General features: G+C 74.7%; 22 protein-coding genes. 18 read left to right on the top strand and 4 right to left on the bottom strand.

Features of this window, described 5'->3' with window-relative positions; all coding sequences use genetic code 11:
• Nucleotides 1–18: 18 nt before the first annotated feature.
• Complete coding sequence (locus ACFI33_RS01760; protein ID WP_363931636.1) at nt 19–1,485, bottom strand: UDP-glucose dehydrogenase family protein; 1,467 nt, start codon at nt 1,483–1,485, stop codon at nt 19–21.
• A 122-nt stretch (nt 1,486–1,607) separates the two neighbouring features.
• A complete protein-coding gene (locus ACFI33_RS01755) occupies nt 1,608–2,384 on the bottom strand; it encodes an IclR family transcriptional regulator (protein WP_002856418.1) in 777 nt (258 codons plus the stop codon).
• 229 nt (nt 2,385–2,613) lie between these two features.
• Here ACFI33_RS01755 and leuC point away from each other — a divergent pair, with 229 nt between their 5' ends.
• From leuC to ACFI33_RS01725, 6 genes are all read left to right on the top strand, one after another.
• The gene (gene leuC, locus ACFI33_RS01750; protein ID WP_036338082.1) at nt 2,614–4,068 is read left to right on the top strand and encodes a 3-isopropylmalate dehydratase large subunit; all 1,455 of its coding nucleotides are present in this window, start codon (nt 2,614–2,616) and stop codon (nt 4,066–4,068) included.
• A 3-nt stretch (nt 4,069–4,071) separates the two neighbouring features.
• A complete protein-coding gene (gene leuD, locus ACFI33_RS01745) occupies nt 4,072–4,677 on the top strand; it encodes a 3-isopropylmalate dehydratase small subunit (protein WP_036338085.1) in 606 nt (201 codons plus the stop codon).
• A 172-nt stretch (nt 4,678–4,849) separates the two neighbouring features.
• Nucleotides 4,850–6,178 carry a UDP-N-acetylglucosamine 1-carboxyvinyltransferase gene (murA, locus tag ACFI33_RS01740; protein WP_002856412.1) on the top strand — a complete coding sequence of 443 codons (1,329 nt, stop codon included), beginning with the start codon at nt 4,850–4,852 and terminating at the stop codon, nt 6,176–6,178.
• Nucleotides 6,179–6,258: 80 nt separating this feature from the next.
• Nucleotides 6,259–6,933: a lysophospholipid acyltransferase family protein gene (locus ACFI33_RS01735; RefSeq protein WP_036313115.1), complete on the top strand. Its 675-nt coding sequence runs from the start codon at nt 6,259–6,261 to the stop codon at nt 6,931–6,933.
• A complete protein-coding gene (locus tag ACFI33_RS01730) occupies nt 6,930–7,967 on the top strand; it encodes an NAD(P)H-dependent glycerol-3-phosphate dehydrogenase (protein ID WP_036312916.1) in 1,038 nt (345 codons plus the stop codon). Before ACFI33_RS01735 ends, ACFI33_RS01730 begins: the two co-directional genes overlap by 4 nt.
• Nucleotides 7,964–9,103 carry a D-alanine--D-alanine ligase family protein gene (locus ACFI33_RS01725; RefSeq protein ID WP_036312913.1) on the top strand — a complete coding sequence of 380 codons (1,140 nt, stop codon included), beginning with the start codon at nt 7,964–7,966 and terminating at the stop codon, nt 9,101–9,103. Before ACFI33_RS01730 ends, ACFI33_RS01725 begins: the two co-directional genes overlap by 4 nt.
• A gap of 17 nt (nt 9,104–9,120) precedes the next feature.
• Here ACFI33_RS01725 and ACFI33_RS01720 read toward each other — a convergent pair whose 3' ends face one another.
• On the bottom strand, nt 9,121–9,600 hold the full coding sequence (locus ACFI33_RS01720; protein WP_036312910.1) for a DUF3515 family protein: 480 nt from the start codon (nt 9,598–9,600) through the stop codon (nt 9,121–9,123).
• 89 nt (nt 9,601–9,689) lie between these two features.
• Between ACFI33_RS01720 and ACFI33_RS01715 the strand changes: the two genes are divergently transcribed.
• From ACFI33_RS01715 to rsmD, 4 genes are read left to right on the top strand one after another with little or no spacing between them, the layout of a single operon-like run.
• Entirely contained in the window at nt 9,690–10,814 is a 1,125-nt protein-coding gene (locus ACFI33_RS01715) for an LCP family protein (RefSeq protein ID WP_095347298.1), read from the top strand.
• Nucleotides 10,811–11,848 (top strand): DAK2 domain-containing protein, encoded by a 1,038-nt coding sequence (locus ACFI33_RS01710; protein ID WP_144824287.1) that lies wholly within the window; start codon nt 10,811–10,813, stop codon nt 11,846–11,848. The genes ACFI33_RS01715 and ACFI33_RS01710 overlap by 4 nt, the downstream gene beginning before the upstream one ends.
• On the top strand, nt 11,838–14,030 hold the full coding sequence (locus ACFI33_RS01705; protein WP_206450478.1) for an ATP-dependent DNA helicase RecG: 2,193 nt from the start codon (nt 11,838–11,840) through the stop codon (nt 14,028–14,030). Before ACFI33_RS01710 ends, ACFI33_RS01705 begins: the two co-directional genes overlap by 11 nt.
• Nucleotides 14,031–14,033: 3 nt before the next feature.
• A complete protein-coding gene (gene rsmD, locus ACFI33_RS01700; protein ID WP_206450477.1) occupies nt 14,034–14,597 on the top strand; it encodes a 16S rRNA (guanine(966)-N(2))-methyltransferase RsmD in 564 nt (187 codons plus the stop codon).
• A gap of 237 nt (nt 14,598–14,834) precedes the next feature.
• Here rsmD and ACFI33_RS01695 read toward each other — a convergent pair whose 3' ends face one another.
• Nucleotides 14,835–16,088: an aminotransferase class I/II-fold pyridoxal phosphate-dependent enzyme gene (locus ACFI33_RS01695; RefSeq protein ID WP_462623687.1), complete on the bottom strand. Its 1,254-nt coding sequence runs from the start codon at nt 16,086–16,088 to the stop codon at nt 14,835–14,837.
• 132 nt (nt 16,089–16,220) lie between these two features.
• On the opposite strand from ACFI33_RS01695, the gene coaD reads away from it, so the two are divergent.
• From coaD to ACFI33_RS01655, 8 genes are all read left to right on the top strand, one after another.
• Nucleotides 16,221–16,694, top strand: coding sequence for a pantetheine-phosphate adenylyltransferase (coaD, locus tag ACFI33_RS01690; protein WP_077365999.1), 474 nt, complete (start codon nt 16,221–16,223; stop codon nt 16,692–16,694).
• Between the two features lie 68 nt (nt 16,695–16,762).
• Nucleotides 16,763–17,677 carry a UTP--glucose-1-phosphate uridylyltransferase GalU gene (gene galU, locus ACFI33_RS01685; RefSeq protein WP_159228093.1) on the top strand — a complete coding sequence of 305 codons (915 nt, stop codon included), beginning with the start codon at nt 16,763–16,765 and terminating at the stop codon, nt 17,675–17,677.
• A 174-nt stretch (nt 17,678–17,851) separates the two neighbouring features.
• Nucleotides 17,852–18,424 (top strand): YceD family protein, encoded by a 573-nt coding sequence (locus tag ACFI33_RS01680; protein ID WP_087114060.1) that lies wholly within the window; start codon nt 17,852–17,854, stop codon nt 18,422–18,424.
• Nucleotides 18,425–18,426: 2 nt separating this feature from the next.
• A complete protein-coding gene (gene rpmF / locus ACFI33_RS01675; protein ID WP_002856390.1) occupies nt 18,427–18,630 on the top strand; it encodes a 50S ribosomal protein L32 in 204 nt (67 codons plus the stop codon).
• 73 nt (nt 18,631–18,703) lie between these two features.
• Nucleotides 18,704–19,366 (top strand): ribonuclease III, encoded by a 663-nt coding sequence (gene rnc / locus ACFI33_RS01670; protein ID WP_012750822.1) that lies wholly within the window; start codon nt 18,704–18,706, stop codon nt 19,364–19,366.
• 4 nt (nt 19,367–19,370) lie between these two features.
• Nucleotides 19,371–20,288 (top strand): bifunctional DNA-formamidopyrimidine glycosylase/DNA-(apurinic or apyrimidinic site) lyase, encoded by a 918-nt coding sequence (mutM, locus tag ACFI33_RS01665; protein ID WP_069941783.1) that lies wholly within the window; start codon nt 19,371–19,373, stop codon nt 20,286–20,288.
• A gap of 50 nt (nt 20,289–20,338) precedes the next feature.
• Complete coding sequence (locus ACFI33_RS01660) at nt 20,339–21,484, top strand: LCP family glycopolymer transferase (RefSeq protein WP_170748137.1); 1,146 nt, start codon at nt 20,339–20,341, stop codon at nt 21,482–21,484.
• Nucleotides 21,474–22,646 (top strand): glycosyltransferase family 4 protein, encoded by a 1,173-nt coding sequence (locus tag ACFI33_RS01655; RefSeq protein WP_129866816.1) that lies wholly within the window; start codon nt 21,474–21,476, stop codon nt 22,644–22,646. Before ACFI33_RS01660 ends, ACFI33_RS01655 begins: the two co-directional genes overlap by 11 nt.
• Nucleotides 22,647–22,711 lie beyond the last annotated feature (65 nt).

The raw sequence follows: 22,711 nt of genomic DNA, 5'->3' as shown, positions 1-22,711 counted from the left end.
CCGGGGTCCGCGGGCGGGTCAGGCCGCGCGGAGGAGTCGCTCCGGGTCGAAGCGGTGGCCGAGGCCGATGACGTCCCACCCGTGCTCGCGCCACGCGGCGACGTCCAGGACGTTGCGCCCGTCGATCAGCAGGCGGGAGGCCACGCGTGCGCCCACGGCGTCCGGATCCATCTCGCGGAACTGGCGCCACTCGGTCAGCAGCAGGGTCAGCTCGGCGCCGTCCACGGCCGCCTCGAGAGAGTCCACGTAGTCGAGCCGCGGGAAGCGGGCGGCCGCGTTGGCGTTGCCCTCGGGGTCGTACACCCGGACGTCGGCGCCGGCCGTGTAGAGACGGTTGGCGACGTCGAGGGCGGGGGAGTCCCGGACGTCGTCGGAGTCCGGCTTGAACGTGACGCCCAGCACGGCGATCCGCGTGCCGTTGAGCACCTGCACGCTCGCGGGGGTGGGGGCGGTCCCGGAGGCCTCGGCCCGGCGGACGCGGCCGTCGCGAGCCGCGGAGAGCACCTGCACCGCCAGGTCCACCACGCGGTCACGGCGGCGCAGGTTGATGTCGTCCACCTCCGCCAGGAACCGCATGGTCCGGTCCAGGCCCAGCTCGGAGACGCGGGCCTGGAGCGCGCGGATGTCCTTGGGCAGGCAGCCGCCCCCGAAGCCCACGCCCGCGTTGAGGAACCGGCGTCCGATCCGCGCGTCGTGGCCGATCGCGTCCGCGAGGGTGCCGATGTCCCCGCCCACGTTCTCGGTGATCTCCGAGAACGCGTTGATGAACGAGATCTTCGTGGCCAGGAAAGCGTTGGCGGCCACCTTCACCAACTCGGCCGTCTCGAGGTCCGTGCTGATCCACGGGGTGTCGGCCGCGAGCTGCCGCGCGTAGACGCGGCGCAGGATGCCCTCGGCGCGGGGCCCGTGCGTGCCGATGACGAGGCGGTCCGGGGTGAGCGTGTCCCTCACGGCGAAGCCCTCCCGGAGGAACTCGGGGTTCCAGGCGAGCTCGACCTCGCCCGGCAGTCCGGCCTCCGCGCGCACGGTGCGCACGAGCTCGGCCAGGCGGCGCGCCGTGCCCACGGGCACGGTCGACTTGCCGACGATCAGCGCGTCGCGGTCGATCGCCGCGGCAAGGGAGGCGACGGCGGCGTCCACGTAGCTCAGGTCCGCCGCGGTCTCACCCACCTTCTGCGGGGTGCCGACGCCGATGAAGTGGACGTCCGCCCAGCGGGCCGCCTCCGCGACGTCGGTGGTGAAGCGCAGCCGCCCGGAGGCGACGTGGGTGCGCAGCAGCTCGGGCAGGCCGGGTTCGTGGAAGGGCACCTCGCCGCGGGCCAGGCGCTCGATCTTGGCCGGGTCCACGTCGACGCCGAGGACCTCGAAGCCCAGCTCGGCCATGCAGGCGGCGTGTGTGGCGCCCAGATAGCCCGTGCCGATCACGGACAGCCGCGGCGCGGCCTCCTGCTCGGCGGGGGCGGCGGGCGCGGTCGTCTCGGTCACGGCGGACTCCTCGGTGGTGCGGGGGCGGCGGTCGGGGACCTGGCTGACGCTAGGCCCCGCGGGTGAACGCGGGAAGAACGGGGTGTCTCCGCGGCGCATCCCGTCGGTGGCGCGGGCGGGCCTCAGGCCTCGCCGGCGCGGATGAGCTCGGTGAGTCGCGTCGCGGCGGAGACGACGGCGTCCGCGTGCAGTCGGCCCGGCTGGCGGGAGAGCCGCTCGAGGGGGCCGGAGATCGAGACCGCCGCGATGACGCGTCCGCTGGGGCCGCGCACGGGTGCGGACACCGAGGCGACCCCGGGCTCGCGCTCGGCCAGGGACTGGGCCCAGCCGCGGCGCCGCACCGCCGCGAGGACGGTGGGTGTGAACACGGCGCCGGCCAGCCCCTCGACGAGCCGCTCGTGGTCTTCCCAGGCCAGGAGCACCTGCGCGGCGGAGCCGGCCTTCATGGACATGCGGGCGCCCACGGGGATGGTGTCGCGCAGGCCCCAGGGCCGCTCCGCGCTGGCCACGCACACGCGGGAGTCCGCCTGCCGACGGAACACCTGGGCGCTCTCTCCCGTGGCGTCGCGCAGCCACAGCAGCACCGGGCCGGAGGCCGTGGTGAGCCGGTCCTCGCCGGCGGCGGAGGCGAGCTCGGCCAGGCGGGTGCCCAGCACGTAGCGGCCCTGCAGGTCCTTGCCCACCATGCGGTGGTGCGTGAGGGCGGCCGCGAGCCGGTGCAGCGTGGGCCGCGCGATCCCGGTGGCGGTGACGAGCTGGGCGAGCGTGGCCGGGCCGGACTCGAGCGCGTCGAGGATCGCCACCGACTTGTCCACCACGCCGACGCCGCTGGGATGCCGGTGGAGCGAGGGGCCGATGAGGTCGTCCTCGGTGGGCGGGCGCACGGGCTCGGTGGTCATGGGGTGATCGTAGTCGTCTCACTGCTCGGACGGACCGGGGGTGTCGGTGTGCGTCGCATGTGACCGGGCCGGCCGGCGCCAGGTCCGGCATGTGAGACGAAATCTCACGATATGGAATATCGCGCCGCGTGGTCGAGAACGGCCTCGCCGCGCCGCACAGTGGTCCGTGAGCACCGGCGCCCCGCGCCGGGCGACGACCGACAGGTGCGTGAGCAGGAAGGTGCGGCACATGACGACGGCGACGACGCGGCCCAGGACGCTGGCCGAGAAGGTCTGGGACGAACACGTGGTGGTGCGTGGCGAGGGCGAGGGCGCCTCCCGCACCCCCGACCTGCTCTACATCGACCTGCACCTCGTGCACGAGGTGACGAGCCCGCAGGCCTTCGAGGGGCTGCGTCTGGCCGGGCGTCCGGTGCGCCGGCCCGACCTGACCATCGCCACGGAGGACCACAACACCCCGACGCTGGACATCGACCAGCCGATCGCGGATGCCACCTCGCGCACGCAGATCGAGACCCTGCGGGCCAACTGCGCCGAGTTCGGCGTCCGCCTGCACCCGTTGGGCGACGCCGAGCAGGGCATCGTCCACGTCGTCGGCCCCCAGCTGGGTCTGACCCAGCCCGGCCTCACCGTGGTCTGCGGCGATTCCCACACCTCCACCCACGGCGCGTTCGGCGCCCTGGCGTTCGGCATCGGCACCTCCGAGGTCGAGCACGTCCTGGCCACCCAGACCCTGCCGCTGAAGCCCTTCAAGACCATGGCGGTCACCGTGGACGGCACGCTGCGCCCGGGTGTGACCGCCAAGGACATCATCCTCGCGGTCATCGCGAAGATCGGCACGGGCGGGGGCCAGGGCTTCGTGCTCGAGTACCGCGGTGAGGCCATCCGGAACCTCTCCATGGAGGGCCGGATGACCATCTGCAACATGTCCATCGAGGCCGGCGCCCGCGCCGGCATGGTCGCCCCGGACGAGACCACCTTCGCCTACCTGAAGGGCCGTCCCCATGCCCCCGAGGGCGACGACTGGGATGCCGCCGTCGAGCACTGGCGCACCCTCGCCACGGACGAGGGTGCCGAGTTCGACGCCGAGGTGGTCATCGACGCGGACACGCTGGAGCCGTTCGTCACGTGGGGCACCAACCCGGGGCAGGGCGTGAGCCTGAACGACACCGTCCCCGCGCCCGAGGACTTCGCCGACCCGGTGGCCCAGGAGGCGGCCCGCAAGGCACTGTCCTACATGGACCTGGCCCCCGGCACCCCGATGAAGCAGGTCGAGGTCGACACCGTGTTCATGGGCTCGTGCACCAACTCCCGCATCGAGGACCTGCGGGCGTTCGCCGAGGTCGTCCGGGGCCGACGCAAGGCCGAGGGGCTGCGCGTCATGGTCGTGCCGGGCTCGGCGCGCGTGCGTCTGCAGGCCATGGACGAGGGCCTGGACAGGGTGTTCGAGGACTTCGGGGCCGAGTGGCGGTTCGCCGGCTGCTCCATGTGCCTGGGCATGAACCCGGACCAGCTCTCCCCGGGGGAGCGCTGCGCGTCCACCTCCAACCGCAACTTCGAGGGCCGGCAGGGCAAGGGCGGGCGCACCCACCTGGTGTCCCCGGTGGTCGCCGCGGCCACCGCCGTGCTGGGCCGCCTCGCCAGCCCGTCCGACCTGCCCGCCCTCACCCCCCAGGAGGCCTGAGCCATGGAGAAGTTCACCACCCACACCGGCGTCGGCGTGCCGCTGCGCGCCTCGAACGTGGACACGGACCAGATCATCCCGGCCGTGTACCTCAAGCGGATCTCCCGCACGGGCTTCGAGGACGCCCTGTTCGCAGGCTGGCGCCAGGACCCCGACTTCATCCTGAACACCGAGCCGTTCAGCGGAGGCACCGTGCTCGTGGCGGGCTCGGACTTCGGCACCGGCTCCTCGCGCGAACACGCCGTGTGGGCGCTCAAGGACTACGGCTTCCGCGCCGTGATCTCCCCGCGCTTCGCGGACATCTTCCGCGGCAACTCCGCCAAACAGGGGCTCGTCGCGGCCCAGGTGGAGCAGGAGGACGTCGAGCGCATCTGGAAGGAGCTGGAGAACCGTCCCGGGACCCCGGTCACCGTGGACCTCGTCACACGCACCGTCGAGTGCGGGGATGTGACCGCCCCCTTCCAGATCGACGACGACACCCGTCACCGGCTGCTCGAGGGCCTGGACGACATCGCCGTCACCCTGGGGCACCAGGCCGAGATCGACGCCTACGAGGCGGACCGCCCCGCGTACAAGCCCACCACCCTGCCGGCCCGCACGGCCGGCTGACCGGCCGCCGCCGGGAGCGCACCATTGCCGCGCGTGCCCGGCGACGCCCTATGCTGGGAGGCGATTCCGGGACCGCCCGCCGCACACGGCGGGCGGTCCCGTTCAGAGACCTCCCCGCTCCGGCGGAGTGGCCGAGACCGTGGCCCTGCGGCCGCGCTGAGGAAGGACGCGCATGGCGAAGCTCTTGACCATCCATGGCGGAAAGCCGCTGACCGGTGAGGTGACCGTGCGCGGCGCCAAGAACCTGGTGCCCAAGGCCATGGTGGCCGCCCTGCTCGGCAACTCGCCGTCCGTGCTCCGGAACATCCCCGAGATCAAGGACGTGGACGTCGTCAGCTCCCTCCTCGAGATCCACGGCGTGTCCGTGGAGTGGGACAAGGAGACCGGGCGGATCACGATGGACCCGGCCGGGGTGAAGTCGGCCCTGACCGCCGAGATCGACGCCCACGCCGGCGACTCGCGCATCCCGATCCTCTTCTGCGGCCCGCTCATGCACGCGATCGGGGAGGCCTTCATCCCCGACCTCGGCGGCTGCAAGATCGGCGACCGCCCGATCGACTACCACCTGGCCGTGCTGCGCAACTTCGGCGCCGTCGTGGACAAGCGCCCGGGCGGCATCTCCATCTCCGCCCCCAAGGGCCTGCACGGCGCCAAGCTCGAGCTGCCGTACCCCTCCGTCGGAGCCACCGAGCAGGTGCTGCTGACCGCTGTGAAGGCCGAGGGCATCACCGAGCTCAAGGGCGCCGCCGTCGAGCCGGAGATCCACGACCTCATCGCCGTCCTGCAGAAGATGGGCGCGATCATCACCGTGCAGACGGACCGCACCATCCGCATCGAGGGCGTGAGCGAGATGCGCGGCTACAACCACATCGCGCTGCCCGACCGCAACGAGTCCGCCTCGTGGGCCTCCGCCGCCCTGGCCACCCGGGGGGACATCTACGTCCGCGGCGCCGAGCAGCGCGACCTGACGGCGTTCCTGAACACCTACCGCAAGATCGGCGGCGAGTTCGACGTCGTCGACGACGGCATCCGGTTCTGGCACGCCGGCGGCGATCTCAACCCGCTCGTGCTCGAGACGGACGTGCACCCCGGCTTCATGACCGACTGGCAGCAGCCCCTCGTGGTGGCGCTGACCCAGGCCAAGGGGGTCTCCATCGTGCACGAGACCGTGTACGAGAACCGCTTCGGCTTCACCGACGCCCTCGTGCGGATGGGCGCCTCCATCCAGCTGCACCGCGAGTGCCTCGGCTCCGTGCCGTGCCGCTTCGGTCAGCGCAACTTCCTGCACTCGGCCGTGATCTCCGGCCCGACGCCGCTGCATGGCGTCGAGTTCGACATCCCGGACCTGCGCGGCGGCTTCTCCCACCTGATCGCCGCCCTCACCGCCGAGGGCACCTCCACGGCGACGGGCCTGGAGATCATCAACCGCGGCTACGAGCACTTCATGGCGAAGCTCGAGGGCCTCGGCGCCGACGTCGAGCTGACCGAACGCGACCGGTGAGCGGCGTGGACGCGCAGAGCCCTGCCGCCGCGGGGGGTCGTCCGACGCGTACCGCGCGGGCCCCCTACGTGATCCCGGGGGTGATCGTGCGACCGGCGATGCGGGCCCTCGTCCGCCAGGTGTGGGAGGGGACCGAGCACCTGCCCGAGACCGGCGCGATCCTCGCCGTCAACCACATCTCGGAGGTGGACCCGCTCTCCGTGGCCCACATGGTCTACAACCAGGGCCTGCTGCCGACCTTCCTCGCCAAGGCCGAGCTCTGGAAGGTGCCCGTGCTCAAGCAGGTCCTCGAGGCCACCCGCATGATCCCGGTCGAGCGCACCCGCGATGGCGGCCGCTCGCTCGCCGCCGCCCGCGAGGCCGTCGCCACGGGCCGGGCGATCATCGTCTACCCGGAGGGCACCGTCACCCGCGATCCCGACGGCTGGCCCATGGCCGGGCGCAACGGGGCCGTGCGCCTCGCCCTGCAGACCGGCGCCCCGCTCATCCCCGTCGGTCAGTGGGGCATCCAGGAGCTGCTGCCGTACGGCGGCCGCTCCCTCCGCGTCCTCCCGCGCAAGACCGCCCGGATCCGGGTCGGCGCGCCCGTCGACCTCGCGGACCTGCGGGACCGCCCCGTGACGGCGGGGACCCTGCGCGAGGGCACCGGCCGCATGATGGGCGCGATCACCGACCTGGTCGCCGAGCTGCGCGGAGAACCGGCCCCGGAGGGCCGCTGGGATCCCACGGCCGGAGCGCGGGTGGCCGGGGCATGAGCGATCCGCGCACCGTCGCCGTCCTCGGGGCCGGCAGCTGGGGGTCGGCCTTCGCCCGCGTCCTGGGCCTGAGCACCAGCCCCGAGCCCGCCCGCGCGTCCGAGATCGTGATGTGGTCCCGGCGGGCCGAGGTCGCCGAGGCCATCACCGAGCGACACGAGAACCCCGAGTACCTGCCCGGCATCACGCTGCCCACCTGCGTGCGCGCCGTCACCGACGCCGCCGAGGCGGTCCGGGGCGCCGGCGTCGTGGTGGTGGCCGTGCCCGCGCAGCACGTGCGCGAGACCCTGCACGCCGTGCGCGCCGACCTGGCCCCGGACGCCGTCGTGGTCTCCCTCGTCAAGGGCCTCGAGCGCGGCACCGACGCGCGGATGTCGCAGGTCTGCGCGGAGGAGCTGGGCCTCAGCCCGGACCGGTTCGCGGTGGTCTCCGGACCCAACCTCGCCCTCGAGATCGCGCGCGGCGAGCCCACCGCCACGGTGGTCGCCTCGGCCTCGCGCGCGACGGCGGAGCGCATCGCCGCCCTCACGGCCGGCCGGACCTTCCGGCCCTACACGAACACCGACGTCGTGGGCGTGGAGATCGGCGGTGTGGTGAAGAACGTCATCGCGCTCGCCGTGGGCATCTGCGACGGGCAGGGGCTGGGGGACAACTCCAAGGCCTCCGTCATCACCCGGGGCCTGGCCGAGACCACCCGGCTGGCCGTCGCGCTCGGCGGCGACCCGGCCACCATGGCCGGGCTCGCCGGCCTGGGCGACCTCGTGGCCACGTGCGCCTCGCCCCTCTCCCGCAACCGCACGGCCGGCCGCCACATCGGCACCGGCCTCAGCGCGGAGGAGGCGGTGGCCGCCATGAGCCAGACGGCCGAGGGCATCAAGTCCGTCTCCGCCATCGTGCACGCCGCCCGCGCCCACGGTGTGGAGATGCCCATCAGCGAGCTGATGGACCGGGTGGTCGCCGGGGACGTGGCCGTGGACCGCCTCGCCGAGCTGCTGCTCGCCCGTGACCTGAAGTCGGAAGGACGCACCGCATGACCGCCACCCCCGCCCCGGAGGCCGCCGCCGGCGCGCGTCCCCGCGTGCTCCTGCTCTTCGGCGGGCGCTCGAGCGAGCACCCCATCAGCTGCGTGACCGCGGCGGGCGTGCTGCACGCGGCCGACCGTCAGCGCTGGGACGTCGTGCCGGTGGGTGTGGCCCGCTCCGGCCTGTGGTCGCACGACGAGCTGGACGTGGCCTCGTTCCGCCTGGGCGGCGACGCCCTGCCGGAGGTGCCGGAGCCCGAGGCCCCGGTGAGCCTGCGCGCCCTGCCGGACGGCACCGTCGAGCTGACCGCGGCCGACGGCTCCTCGCTGGGCCCGGTGGACGTCGTGTTCCCGCTGCTGCACGGCCCCTGGGGCGAGGACGGCACTCTCCAGGGCATGTTCGAGTCGCTGGGTCTGCCCTACGTGGGCTGCGGCGTGCTCGCCTCCGCAGTCGGCATGGACAAGCACTTCATGAAGGTCGCCTTCCAGGCCGCCGGCCTCGAGGTCGGCCCGTGGGAGACCATCACCGCCCGCGACTGGGCGCGCGATCCGGAGGCGGCCCTCGCCCGCGCCGGGGCGCTCGCCTACCCGCTGTTCGTCAAGCCCGCCCGCGCCGGCTCGTCCTTCGGCATCACCCGCGTCACCGAGCCCGCGGGTCTGCGCGCCGCCGTCGAGGAGGCCCGTCGCTTCGACCCCAAGGTCGTGGTGGAGGCGGGCATCGTCGGCCGCGAGATCGAGTGCGCCGTCCTCGACGGGCACGGCGCCGCCGCCCCGCGCGCCTCGCTGCCGGGGGAGATCGTCGTGGCCCACGACGAGGGTGAGACGCAGTTCTACGACTTCGAGTCGAAGTACCAGGACACCGGCAGCACCCAGCTGTCCTGCCCGGCCGAGCTGCCGGAGGAGGAGATCGAGCGACTGCGCGCCCTGGCGATCCGCGCCTTCGAGGCCGTGGACGGGTCCGGCCTCGGCCGCTGCGACTTCTTCTTCACCCCGGACGGGCGCTGGGTGGTCAACGAGATCAACACCATGCCGGGCTTCACGCCCATCAGCATGTACCCGGCCATGTGGGAGCGGACGGGCCTGTCCTACGACGATCTGATCTCGGAGCTGCTGGACCTCGCCCTCGAGCGGGGCGTCGGCCTGCACTGACGCGGCCCGCGCCGGTCTCAGCCGACGGGTGTGGCGTCCTGCACGCTGACGCAGCCGCCGCTGGACTCGATCTGCGCGACCGCCGAGGACAGGCCCACCATCACGGTGTCCGAGCTGGCCTGGTCCTTGCCGAACAGCACCTCCACGGCCGGGTCGCGGCCGTAGGTGGTGATCCGCCAGTTCTCGTCCTCGTCCCGGATGACCCAGTCGATCCCGTCCACGGAGATGCAGCGGTCCGTGGTGGGGCCGGGGACCTCGGCGCCGCAGCGCAGGACGACGGCGGCCGGGTCACCCCACACGGCCGTCGCCTGGCTGTCGGTGGGGCGCAGGTCGAGGTCGCCCAGGGCGTCGGGCATGGCCACCATGGCCGGGGCACACGCCGGGTCAGCGGCGTGGGGCGCGGCCTCCACCGTGGCCACCCGTCCGGTGCAGGCCGTGGCGCCGAGGGCGATCGCGGTCAGGAGGGGCACGAGACGACGCAGACGGCGGGATTCCATCCGCCCAGGATACGTGCGGCGCCGGGACCCGCGGGGGCCCGTGCCCTAGCATGGGCGGGACCGTTCCCGTCCCCGCCTCAGGAGCCCACGTGAGCAGCACCGCGGACCCCCGCCCCCGCCCCCCGCAGGAGGACGTCGCCGTCGGGCGGCGCCGTCGTCGTCGCCGCCCGTGGCTGATCGCCCTGGCGGTGGTGCTCGTGGCGCTGCTGGCCGTGGGCATCGCGGCGGCGGTGTACGTCGGCGGGATCGCCCGGATCATCGACCAGGACACCCAGCGCTTCGACGGCGGCGCGTTCCCCGCCGAGTCGGGCCGCCCGGGCGCCGCGGGGGCGTCCGCCCAGCAGCCCACCGCGCCGCCGCCCGGCATGGACGCGGACCAGGCCGCCGAAGGCGCCCAGGGCCCCGTCGCCCCGGACGCGGACGAGAAGGCGGACGAGCAGGCCCTCGACGTGCTGCTCGTCGGCGAGGACGCGGGCGCGGAGGGCCGTGACTCCGCCGGCCGGTCGGACACCCTCATGTGGGTCCACGTGCCCGGGGACCGCAGCGAGATCCAGGTCATGTCCATCATGCGCGACATGTGGGTGCCGATCCCGGGACACGGGGACCACAAGGTCAACGCCGCCTACCAGTACGGCGGCATCCCGCTGACGGTGGCCACCGCGGAGAACATGTTCCAGGCACGCGTGGACCACGTGATCGCCGTGGACCTCGCCGGCTTCAAGGGCCTCGTGGACGCCCTGGGCGGCGTCAGCGTGGACAACCCCAGCGCCTTCGTCTCGACCGGCGGCATCGACTTCCCCGCGGGCACCGTGCAGATGGACGGGGACAAGGCCCTGGCCTACGCGCGGGAGCGGTACAACCTGCCGCGCAGCGACTTCGACCGTGTGGAGAACCAGCAGCGCCTGGTCAAGGCCATCGTGGCCGCGTTCCTCTCCCGCGACACCCTCTCGGACCCGAGCCGCGTGCAGGCCGCCGTCGAGGAGTTCGCCCCCTTCCTGACCCTCGACGACGAGCTCGACTCGAGCACCCTCGCGAACCTGGCGTGGTCCCTGCGCGATGCGCGCGACGCCCCGATCGTGACCAGCACGGTGCCGTCCGTGGGCGTGGGCTACACGGACACCGGCGAGGACGTCGTGTGGCCGGACTGGGCGGCGATCGCCCGCCTCGGCGAGGGCATCCGCACCGGCACCCTGGGGGAGGCCGTCGCGCAGTGAGCACGCCGTCCCGGCCGTCACTGGTACGGCACTGGCTCGCGCTCGCGGAGGAGCTCGTGGGCCGGGCCGCGCCGCGACTCGACGCCCTGAACCTCTTCCCGGTCCCGGACGCGGACACGGGCACGAACATGCTCGCCACGCTGACGGCGGCCCGCACCGCGGCCGACGCCTGCCCCGCACAGGACGACGTCGGCGCCGTGCTCGCGCACGCAGGCGCGGCCGCGCTGGACTCGGCCCGGGGCAACTCGGGCATGCTGCTCGCGGTCAGTCTGGCGGGGATGGCCGAGCCCCTGCGCGGCCGGGAGCGTGTCGACGCGTTCGCCCTGGCGGCGGCGTTCGGAGCCGCCGACCGGGCCGCCCGGCAGGCCCTGTCGGATCCGCGCGAGGGGACGATCCTCACGGTGCTCTCCGCGGCCGCCCGCAGCCTCGCGCGCTCGTCCACCCAGGCTCCCGACACGCCCGCGGTGGCCGGGGACGCGGACCCGGCCGTGCGCCTCGGCCCGGCCGTGACCGTCATGCTGGCCGACTGCGTGCAGGCCGTGGAGGAGACCGAGTCGTTGCTCGCCCCGCTGACCCGGGCGCACGTCGTGGACGCCGGCGCCGTCGGGCTGCTCTGGGTGTTCGAGGCGCTGCGCTCCGTCGTCACGGGCACGCCCGTGGACGAGGAGCTGGCCACCGCCCTCCCCGGCTACGGCGAGGGCGCCCACGCCGCGGAGGGCGAGCCCGCCGCCGCGGCGGAGGCGCCGGCCGAGGGGGCCGTCGAGGTGATGGGCACCCTGGCCCTCACCCCGCTCGCCGCGGCCGAGCTGCGCCGTCGGCTGACGGAGGTGGGGGACGCCGTGATCCTGGCCCCCGTCGGGACCGCCCGTGACGCGCACGGCCGGGTGCCGTGGCGGGTCCACGTGCACGTGCCCCGCGCCGAGGACGCGATCGGCCCCCTGCGGGCCGCCGGCGACGTCGAGGGCCTGGCCGTCACCGACCTGGCCGGGCCGTCGCAGGCAGACGCCGCACCGGACGGGTGCCATGGCCGCTGAGGCCCCCGTCACCGAGCTGCCCCTGTCCGAGGTGCTGGGCGGGAAGCTGCCCGCCCGCCTCGAGAAGGAGCTCGGGCTGACCACGGTCGGGGACCTGCTGGACCACGTGCCGCGCCGCTGGATCGAGCGCGGCGAGCTCACCCCCATCGCCGCGCTGCCGCACGACGCCGAGGTGACCGTCGTCGCCGTCGTGGAGTCGGTGACCACGCGGCGCATGCACAGCCGGCCCGGGTTCATCGTGGACGTCACCGTCGCGGACCCGTCCGTGGCCGGCGTGCCGGGGGCGAGCCTGTCCATGGCCTTCTTCAACGGCCACGACGCCCGCCGCCGCCTCGCCCCCGGGATGACCGCCATGTTCCAGGGCCGCACGACCGAGTACCGCGGCCGGATCACGCTGAACAACCCGGACTTCGCCCTCCTGGACGACGACGTCGCCCCGGGGGAGGTGGACGTGCGACCGGTTCCGCTCTACCGGGCCACGGGGAAGCTGCCGTCGTGGACGGTCCGCTCCGCCGTCGCCCGGGTGCTCGAGACCGTCGACCTGGGACGGATCCCCGAGCTGCTCACCGAGCGGATCCGCGCGGAGGCCGCCGCGGCGCTCGACCTGGACGCGCCGCTGCCGGGCACCGCGCAGGCGTACCGGGACCTGCACGCCCCGCACGACGTCGCCGCCACCGGCCCGGCGCGGACCGCGCTCGCCCTGCGTGAGGCGCTGCTCGTCCAGGCTGCGCTCGCCTGGCGCCGGGACCGGGAGCGGGCGGTGCCCGCCGTGCCCCGCCCGCCGCGGGCCGGGGGCCTGCTCGAGGCCCTGGACGCCCGCCTGCCGTTCGCGCTGACGCCCGGCCAGGTGGCGGTGGGGGAGCAGCTGTCCGCCGAGCTGGCCCGGGACGCCCCGATGAGCCGGCTGCTGCAGGGGGACGTGGGCGCGGGCAAGACGCTCGTGGCCCTGCGGGCGATGCTGCAGGTCGTGGACGCCGGCGGCCAGGCCGCCCTGGTGGCACCCACCGAGGTGCTCGCCGCGCAGCACCACCGTGCCCTGCTGCGCCTGATGGGCCCCCTCGCCGAGGCCGGCACCCTCGGGGCCGGCGACGGCCCGGCCACAAGGGTCGCGCTGGTCACCGGCTCGCTCAAGACCGCCGCGCGCCGCGAGGCGCTGCTGGCCCTGGCCTCCGGCGAGGCCGGGATCGCCGTCGGGACGCACGCGCTGCTCTCCGAGAAGGTGGGCTTCGCCGAGCTGGCCCTGGCCGTCGTCGACGAGCAGCACCGCTTCGGCGTAGACCAGCGCGAGGCCCTGCGGCGGGCCAACCCCGGCACGCACCTGCTCGTCATGTCCGCCACGCCCATCCCGCGCTCCGTGGCGATGACGGTGTTCGGGGACCTGGACCTGTCGGTGCTCGAGGGGCTGCCGTCCGGGCGTCAGCCGGTCACCACGCACGTGGCGCGGATGGCCCATGGCCCGCGCGTGATCGGCCGGGTGTGGGAGCTGATCGCCGAGCACGTGGCGGCCGGCCACCAGGCGTTCGTGGTGTGCCCGCGCATCGACCCCGACGACGCCGACCCGGGTCACGCCAACGTGGAGGAGATGACACCCCGGCTGCGGAGTCTGCCGGCGCTGGCGGGGCTGCGGATCGACGCCGTGCACGGGCGCATGGACCAGGCCGAGCAGGACGCGGCGATGCAGGCCTTCGCTCGCGGGGAGACGGACGTGCTCGTGGCGACCACCGTCGTCGAGGTGGGCGTGGACGTGCCCAACGCGACGGTCATGGCGGTCCTCGACGCCGACGACTTCGGCCTGTCCACCCTGCACCAGCTGCGCGGCCGCGTGGGCCGCGGGCCCGGGGCGGCGGTCTGCCTGCTGGCCACGCGCCTGCCGGACGGGCACCCGTCGCTGCGCCGGCTCGAGGTCCTGGCCCAGGAGCAGGACGGCATGCGCATTGCGCAGGAGGACCTCGCCCAGCGCGGCGTCGGCGACGTGCTCGGCGCCGCCCAGTCCGGGCTGGCCTCGGGGCTGCACCACGTGGACGTCATCGCCGACGCCCCGCTGATCGCCGTGGCCGCCGACGCCGTCGCGCAGGTCATGGCGGCCGGCCCGGGGCTCTCCGCCCACCCGGCGCTCGCCGCCGAGGTGGCCCGCTGGGAGGCCGAGCACCTCACCGCCGCCGACTACCTCGAGAAGGGCTGAGCCATGTCCCGCATCATCGCCGGCGCGGCCGCCGGGCGGCCCCTGACCGCCGTCCCCGGCACCGGCACGCGCCCCACCACGGATCGCACCAAGGAGGCCCTGTTCTCCTGGCTCGAGGCCCGCGACTGGCTGGACGGGACGGCCGTGCTCGACCTCTACGCCGGCTCCGGCGCCCTGGGGTGCGAGGCCGCCAGCCGCGGAGCGGCATCGGTGCTGCTGGTCGAGCGGGACCGGAAGGCCGTGGCCGCGTGCCGCGCGAACGCCGCGCTGGTCAACCGGGCGCGCGGGGCCGACGTCGTGCGCGTGGGCGCCGGAAGCGTGGAGCAGGCGCTCGCGGCGGAGGCCGTGTCCGTGGACCTGATCCTGGCCGACCCGCCGTACCCGGTGGCCGGCCCGCCGCTCGAGGCCGTGGTGGAGGCGGCGGCCGGGCGGCTCGCCCCGGGCGGGCTGCTCGTGCTGGAGCGGGCGGCCCGGGACGTGGCGCCGCGCCGGCCGCGCGGCCTCGAGGAGGTCGAGGTGCGCGTCTACGGCGAGACCGCCCTGTACCTCTGGCAGGACGAGCGCTGACCCCGCCCACCCGCTTTCGTTCGGGAAACGGCGGCGTGTCGGCCTGCTTTCGTTCGGGAAACGGCGGCGTCTCGGCCCGTTCTCACCGGGGAGACGGGAGGGCGGAACGGACTGGGCTCAGCACGGAACCGCGAGCACGGCGGCCGCCGTTTCCCGAACGAAAATGCTCCGGGGGCCGCCGTTTCCCGAACGAAAGTGCTCCGGGGGCCGCCGTTTCGTCAACGAAAGCGTCGGGGGTCAGGCCGCGCGCAGCCGCGGGGCCGCCTCGGCCAGGCGGCGCATCGCCTCGTCGATCGCATCCGGGGACTTGCAGAACGCCAGCCGCAGCCACGACCGCAGGTGGCCTCCGTCCGGGCGGCAGAGCGCGCCCACGGGGATGCCCGTGACGCCGGCCTCACGCGTCCACCGCACCGCGGCCTCGGCCGCGTCCGTCGCACCCCACGGGGCGAGGTCCACGACGACGAAGTAGCCCGCCGCCGGGACGACCGGGTCCAGGCCCGCCTCCCGCAGGCCCGCCACGAGCCGATCCCGGGCGTCGCGGTACCGCTCGCGCTGGCCGGCGAGGTGCCGCTCGGCGTCGTCGGTGGGCAGGTAGGCACCCAGCGCGCGCTGGAAGGCGGGGCCGGAGGAGTAGGTGAGGAACTGCTTGACGGCGCGCGCGGCCCCGACGAGCTCGGCCGGGCCGGTCAGCCAGCCGACCTTCCACCCGGTGACCGCGAACGCCTTGCCCGCGCTGGAGACCGTCAGGGCGATGTCCTCGGCGCCCGCGACCGAGCGCAGGCTGACGTGCTCGCCCTCGTAGACGAGGTGGTCGTAGACCTCGTCCGCGAGGATCAGCACGCCCCGGGACCGGCACAGGGCCACGAGCTCCTCGAGCAGCTCCCGCGGATAGACCGCGCCCGTGGGGTTGTGCGGCGTGTTCACGATGAGCAGGCGCGTGCGGTCGGTCATCGCCGCGGCCACCCGTGCCGGGTCCGGCAGGAAGTCCGGCGCCTCCACCGGCACGCTCACGTGCCGGCCGCCGGCCAGGGCGATCGTGGCGGCGTGCGAGTCGTAGAACGGCTCGACCGTGACGACCTCGTCGCCCGGGCGCACGAACGCCAGGACCGTCGCGGCGATGCCCTCGGTGGCACCCGTGGTGATCATGACCTGCGTGGCGGGGTCCTCCGTCACGCCCCAGTGGCGCCGGCGGTGCTCTGCAACGGCCCGCCGCAGCGCGGGGTCGCCCGTGCCGGGGGCGTACTGGTTGGGGCCCGCCAGCACGGCGTCGGCCGCCAGCCGCAGCAGCGCGTCGGGGCCGTCGGCGTCGGGGAAGCCCTGGCCGAGGTTCACGGCCCCGTGCTCGACGGCGAGGCCCGTCATCGTCTCGAACACGGTGGGCACGGGGCCGACGTCACCGAGCAGGCCCGCGGCCGCCGCCGTGCGACGCCACGGCGCGTCCACGTCGACGTCGTGCCGTGCCGATCCGGGGGTGGGCTGGGTTCCGTCCATGGCCGCACTGTACCCATCGCCGCGGACCGCACACGGCGGCGCATGCCGCGTCCGTCACGACCGCGACGCGCCGGAGCCGGACCGGACGGGCGTCCGTCGCCGCTCGGCGCGGCCCCCGCTAGGCTGGCACCCATGCGTCGTGCCGTCTGCCCTGGTTCGTTCGATCCCCTCCACAAGGGGCACGTCGAGGTGATCGCGCGAGCCGCGAACCTCTTCGAGGAGGTGGTGGTCGCCGTGTCCGCCAACCCGGCCAAGACGTACCGCTTCAGCGTGGACGAGCGCATCGCCATGATCGAGGCGACGGTGTCCTCCCTCGCCGGTGTCGTGGTCCGGCCCATGGGCCCGGGCCTGCTGGCCGAGTTCTGCCGGCAGATCGGCGCGGACGCGATCGTCAAGGGGCTGCGCGGCGGCGCCGACCTCGAGTTCGAGGCACCGATGGCCGCGATGAACCGCCACCTGACCGGGGTCGAGACGGTCTACCTCCCGGCCGACGCCCGGTACACCCACGTGTCCTCCTCGCTCATCAAGGAGGTCCATGGACTCGGCGGCGACGTCGCCGAGTTCGTCCCGGCCGCGGTCCTGCGCGGCCTCGACGGCGGGGCCTGACCCCGCCCGGCCCACCCGCGGGCCACCCCTCCGCTCGTCCCACCGCATCAACCGCAGGAGAACCGCCGATGACCGTCCCGCCCCCCTCCCGCCCTCGCACCCGCAAGGCCGTCATCCCGGCCGCCGGCCTGGGCACCCGCTTCCTGCCGGCCACCAAGGCCATGCCGAAGGAGATGCTGCCGGTGGTGGACCGGCCGGCCATCGAATATGTGGTGACGGAGGCCCGGCGTGCGGGCCTGGCGGACGTGCTGATGATCACGGGCCGGAACAAGCGGGCCCTCGAGGACCACTTCGACCGCCATCCCGCGCTGGAGGCCGCGCTGGAGCACAAGGGCGACGCCAAGCGGCTCGCGCAGATCCACGAGTCGGACCTGGTGGGGGACATCCACTACGTCCGTCAGGGCGAGGCCCTCGGGCTCGGCCACGCGGTGAACTGCGCACGCCGCCACGTCGGCGAGGAGCCGTTCGCGGTCCTGCTGGGCGATGACATCATCGGCGACGGCGAGGCGCTGCTCGAGCGCATGATCGACGTGCAGCAGCGCCTCGGCGGCTCCGTGATCGCCCTCATGGAGGTCCCGGAGGAGGCCGTCTCGGCCTACGGCGTGGCCGCGGTGCAGGCCGTGCCGGGGGAGGGCGACGACGTCGTCCGCGTCACCGACCTCGTGGAGAAGCCGGCCCGCGAGGACGCCCCCTCCACCCTCGCGATCATCGGCCGCTACGTGCTGGCCCCGCAGGTGTTCGACGTGCTGGACGAGACCCCGCCCGGCCGCGGCGGGGAGATCCAGCTCACCGATGCGCTGCAGAGGCTGGCCACGGAGGACGGTGAGGGCCGCGGCGTGCACGCCGTCGTCTTCGACGGCCGCCGCTACGACACGGGGGACAAGCTCGGCTATCTGCAGGCGGTCATCGAGTTCGGGGCGCGGCACGAGGACCTCGGGGCCGACCTGCGGGCCTGGCTCCGGGAGTTCACCGCCGGGCTCTGAGCCGGGCCGACGACGCGCGGACCGCGGACGGCTTTGGCCGAGGCGGACCCACCCGGTAGGATGGGCTGTCGGTCCGTCGTGGCTGGACCCGTGTCCAGGCCGCATCGCACCCCCGCAGAGGGCGTGCGGACGGGCCGTGTACCCCCGCCGTCCCACCCGCCGAGAGGAGCGACCATGGACAGCATCCAGCGCCACGGCGCCGACTCGCCGTGGGTGATCCCCGTGCGCGATCTGACGCGCGGGGCCGGAGTCCAGCGCGAGCTGACGGCCGAGTGGCCCGCCCCCGCGGGCGTCTCCACGCCGCTGCTGGGGATCCCCGAGGGGGACCCCGTCGAACTGGACCTGCGTCTGGAGTCGGTGCACGAGGGAGTCCTCGTCACCGGCACCGCGGACGCGACCCTGAAGGGCGAGTGCGGCCGTTGCCTGCGCCCGCTGCACGAGGGGATCACCGTGGACCTGCAGGAGCTGTACCTCACCGGCACGTCCGAGGACGACGCCGGCGAGCAGCCGCTCGTGGTGCGCGAGACCGTGGACCTGGAACCCGTGTTCCGGGACGCCGTGGTCATCGCCCTTCCGTTCCAGCCGCTGTGCCGGCCGGACTGCGAGGGCCTGTGCGCCGACTGCGGCATCCGCCTCGAGGACGCGCCCGAGGGGCACGCCCACGAGCGCGTGGACCCGCGCTGGGCCGCCCTGGCCCACCTCGCGGGCACCTCAGAGACCTCCATCACCGAGACAGAAGAGAGATAGTCGTGGCAGTCCCGAAGCGGAAGATGTCCCGTGCCAACACCCGTGCCCGCCGGTCGCAGTGGAAGGCCACCGCGCCCGCCCTGGTGAAGTCCGTCGAGAACGGTCGCGTCTCGTACCGCCTGCCCCACCAGGCCGAGCTGAAGACCGACGCCGCCGGCACCCCCCTGTTCTTCGAGTACAAGGGCCGCAAGGTCGCCGACGCCTGAGATGGCGTCCCCAACGGCTCGCCGCGGGCCTGAGCCCGCGCCCGAGCCAGAAGAGCTGTTCGAGCGTCTCGGCGTGCACATCACCGCCGGGACGCTCGAACGTGCTCTGACGCACCGCTCGTTCGCCTATGAGCAGGGCGGGCTGCCCACCAACGAGCGCCTCGAGTTCCTCGGGGACTCGGTGCTGGGCTACGTGGTCACCGACCACATCTTCACGGTGTACCCGGACCTGGCCGAGGGCGACCTCGCCCGCCGCCGGGCCGCCGTCGTGTCCACGCGTGCCCTGGCGAAGGTGGCGCGCCGGATCGGCATCGGCCCGTTCGTGCGCCTGGGCACGGGGGAGCGCCGCACCGGCGGGGCGGACAAGGACTCGATCCTCGCCGACACCCTCGAGGCGCTCATCGGCGCCGTCTACGTGGACCACGGGGCCGTGGCCGCGGCCGCACTCGTGCACCGCCACGTGGTGCCGCTGCTGGACGAGCCGGACCTGCTGCGCGAGAGCACCGACTGGAAGACGGTCGTGGCCGAGGCCGCCAGCCGCCACGGTCTCGGCGCCGTCCGCTACGCGATCGAGGGTCAGGGCCCCGCGCACGACCCCCGCTACCGGGCCACCCTCGTCGTCGGCGAGCGCGAGTACGGCTCCGCCGTCGCCAGCTCCAAGAAGCAGGCCGAGCGGGACGCCGCGGCCGCCTCGTGGCCCGCCCTCGAGGCGGATCTGCCGGCCGCGGGGCGCTGAGCCCGTGCCGGAGCTGCCCGAGGCCGAGGTCGTCCGGCGCGGCCTGGCCCGGTGGGCCACGGACGCCGTCGCCGCGGAGCTCGAGGTCCTCGACCCCCGCTCGCTGCGTCGCAGCCCCGGCGGTGCGGACGCCCTCCGGGAGCGGCTGCGCGGCGCCCGGCTGGCCGAGCCGGCTCGCCGCGGCAAGTTCCTCTGGCTGCCCCTGGCCGAGGGCGACGACGCCGTCGTCGTGCACCTGGGGATGAGCGGGCAGATCCTCGTGGACGAGCCGGGGGCTGCCGACCAGCGACACCTGCGCCTGCGCCTGCCCGTCACCGCGGCGGACGGCTCCGCCCGCGAGCTGCGGTTCGTGGACCAGCGGATCTTCGGCGGCTGGTGGCTCGACGCGCTGCGGCCCGACGACGCCGCCGGCGGCGAGCGGATCCCGACCACCGCCGCCCACATCGCCCTGGACCCGCTGCACCCCCTGTTCGACCCCGCGGCCGTGCACGCGCGCCTGGCGCGGCGCCGCTCCACCCTCAAGCGCGCGCTGCTGGACCAGTCGCTGGTCTCCGGGATCGGCAACATCTACGCGGACGAGGCCCTGTGGGGCGCCGGGCTGCACCCCGAGCGCCCGACCGAGCGCATGCGCCGGGCGGACACGCTGCGCCTCCTGGCGGCCGTCCAGGACGTGATGCGCCGGGCCCTGGAGGTGGGGGGCACGAGCTTCGACGCGCTCTACGTCAACGTGGACGGGCGATCGGGCTACTTCGCCCGCTCCCTGGCGGCCTACGGGCGCACCGGGCAGCCGTGTCGCCGCTGCGCCGCCGAGGGGGTCGACTCCCGCATCGTGCGCGAGCCGTTCATGAACCGTGCGAGCCACCTGTGCCCGCGCTGCCAGCCCAGGCCGCGCCGTCGCCGGGCCGCGGCGGCCGACGCCTGACGGGGCGTCCGTAGACTGGGCTGACCCCCGACCTCGAGCAGGAGACCCGAGTGAGCCATCCCCCGGCCGCGTCCTGGACGCCCGAGCCCCTGCCGCGCCCCGAGCCCCCGCGCGACGACGCCCCGCCGGTCGCGCGGCGCCGCCGGCGCTGGCCGTGGGTCGTCGGCCTGCTCGCCGTCCTGCTCGCGGCGCTGCTCGGCCTGGGCGCCTGGTACACGAGCTCGCTCGGGCGCACCTTCGACGACCACCGGCAGACGGTGGACGTGGGGGCGCTCGAGCAGGCGGCCGGCAACGGCCCGCTGAACGTGCTCGTCCTGGGCTCCGACTCCCGCGAGGGCGAGGGCGAGCAGGACATGGGCCAGCGCTCGGACACCATGATGCTCGTGCACATCCCCGCGGACCGTCGCCAGGTCTACGTCATGTCCGTGCTGCGGGATTCGTGGGTCACCGTGCCCGGCCACGGCGAGGCGAAGATCAACTCGGCCTTCGACAGGGGCGGCTACGCGCTCGCCGTGGACACGGTGGAGCTGCTGCTGGGAGTGCCGATCCACCACGTCCTGGAGGTCGACTTCCAGGGCTTCCGGGGCGTGACGAACGCGCTGGGCGGCGTCGAGGTCTGCAACCCGCAGGCCTTCTCCTCCGGTCAGGCCAACCCCTCGTACTACCCGCGCGGGCACATCCTGCTGCAGGACACGGCCGCCCTGCGCTACGTGCGCGAACGGCACGCCTTCGACGACGGCGACGTCACCCGGGTGAAGAACCAGCAGCGCTACCTGGCCGGGGCGATGGACCGCTTCCTCAGCCCGCAGATCCTGGGCAATCCCGCCCGCACCACCGAGGTCGTCGCCACGTTCTCCGACCACCTCGGTGTGGACGAGGGGCTCACGTCCGGAGTGATCGCCTCGCTCGCGTGGCAGCTGCGCGACGTGCGCGGCGAGGACGTCGAGATGTTCACGGTGCCTCGCAAGGGCTTCGCGGAGGGCCCGAACGGCGACGCCATCGTCGAGCTCGACGAGGACAAGCTGGCGGACCTGCGCTCCGCCCTCGCCGACGACGACGTCCAGCGCTATGTCGACGAGCACGAGCCCCAGAAGGAGAAGAAGGCCCAGGCCGCCGGCGGGCCCGCCCCCGTGCTGACCCTGCTGACCGGCACCACGCCCGCACCCGCCCTCGGGGAGGACCCCTGTGACGACTGAGTCGCGCCGCCCCCGCCTGCTGCTGGTCTCCCACTCCTACCGGCCCGAGCGCACCCCTCCCGCGCGTCGCTGGGGCGCGGTCGTGGCGGCGCTGCGGTCGGCGGGCTGGGACGTCGACGTCGTCGCGCCCGGGGGTGTGCGCCCCTTCGCCGGGCCCGACGGCGAACGTGTCCTGCCCACGCCTCGCCTGCCCCTGGGGGAGGCCGGCCGCAACGGCCGCTTCGCCGAAGCGGTGGTGCACGCGCTGCTCGCCATCCCCCGTGGGATGGCCACCCGACGCCCGGACGTGGTGGTGGCCACCGTGCCCGCCCTGCCCGTGGTGGTGCCCGGCGTCGTGCTCTCCCGCCTCTGGCGCCGTCCCCTCGTGCTGGAGATGCGCGACGCCTGGCCGGATCTCGCCCACGAGGCCGGGGTCCACCAGGGCCTGCTGGGCGTCGCGATGGAACGCGTCGTGACCGGCGGCCAGCGCGCAGCCCGGCTCGTGGTGACCGTCACGGACGGTTTCGCGGAGACGCTGCGCGGGCGCGGGGTGCGGGTGGTCCGCACCCTGGGCAACGGTGTGGACCTGGCTCGCCTGGCGGTGGCGCCGCGGCGCGAGCGGCCCGCCGGTGAGCTCCACGTGCTGTACCTGGGCAACATGGGCGAGAGCCAGGGGCTCGAGCGGCTCGTCGACGCCGCGGCGACGCTGCGGCGCACCCGGCCGGGGGTGCGCGTCCGGCTGGTCGGGGAGGGGACCCGGCGTCCGGCGCTGGAGGCCCGCAACGCCGAGCTCGGCTCGCCGGCCGAGATCCTCGGACCCGTCCACGGCTCGGCCGTGGCCCAGCAGTACGCGTGGGCGGACACGCTGGTGGTGGCCCTGCGTCCCGACTGGCCGAGCTTCCGGCACACCGTGCCCTCCAAGACCTACGAGGTGCTCGCCGTCGGCCGGCACGTCACGGGCCTGGTGACGGGGGAGGCCGCCCGCACGCTCGAGGCGGCCGGTGGCGCCGACGTCATCGGCCCGGACGTGGACGACCTGGTGCGGCACCTGACGGCGCTCGCGGACGATCCGCACCGCACCGACGTCGGCGCGGGCGGACGCGACTGGGTGCGCCGCCACGCCGACCTGCCGGCCGTGGCCCGCCGCTACGAGCGCCTGCTGCGCCGCGTCGCCGGTCGCTGAGCCCGACGTCGGCCCCTTGCTAGGGTTGACGCCGCCGCACCCGGCCGGGTGCACTCCACCGGGAC

The sequence above is a fragment of the Micrococcus sp. PSi08 genome, assembly GCF_054960655.1.
Note: the sequence above shows the minus strand (reverse complement) of the source record. Positions and strands in the feature narration are given on the sequence as shown.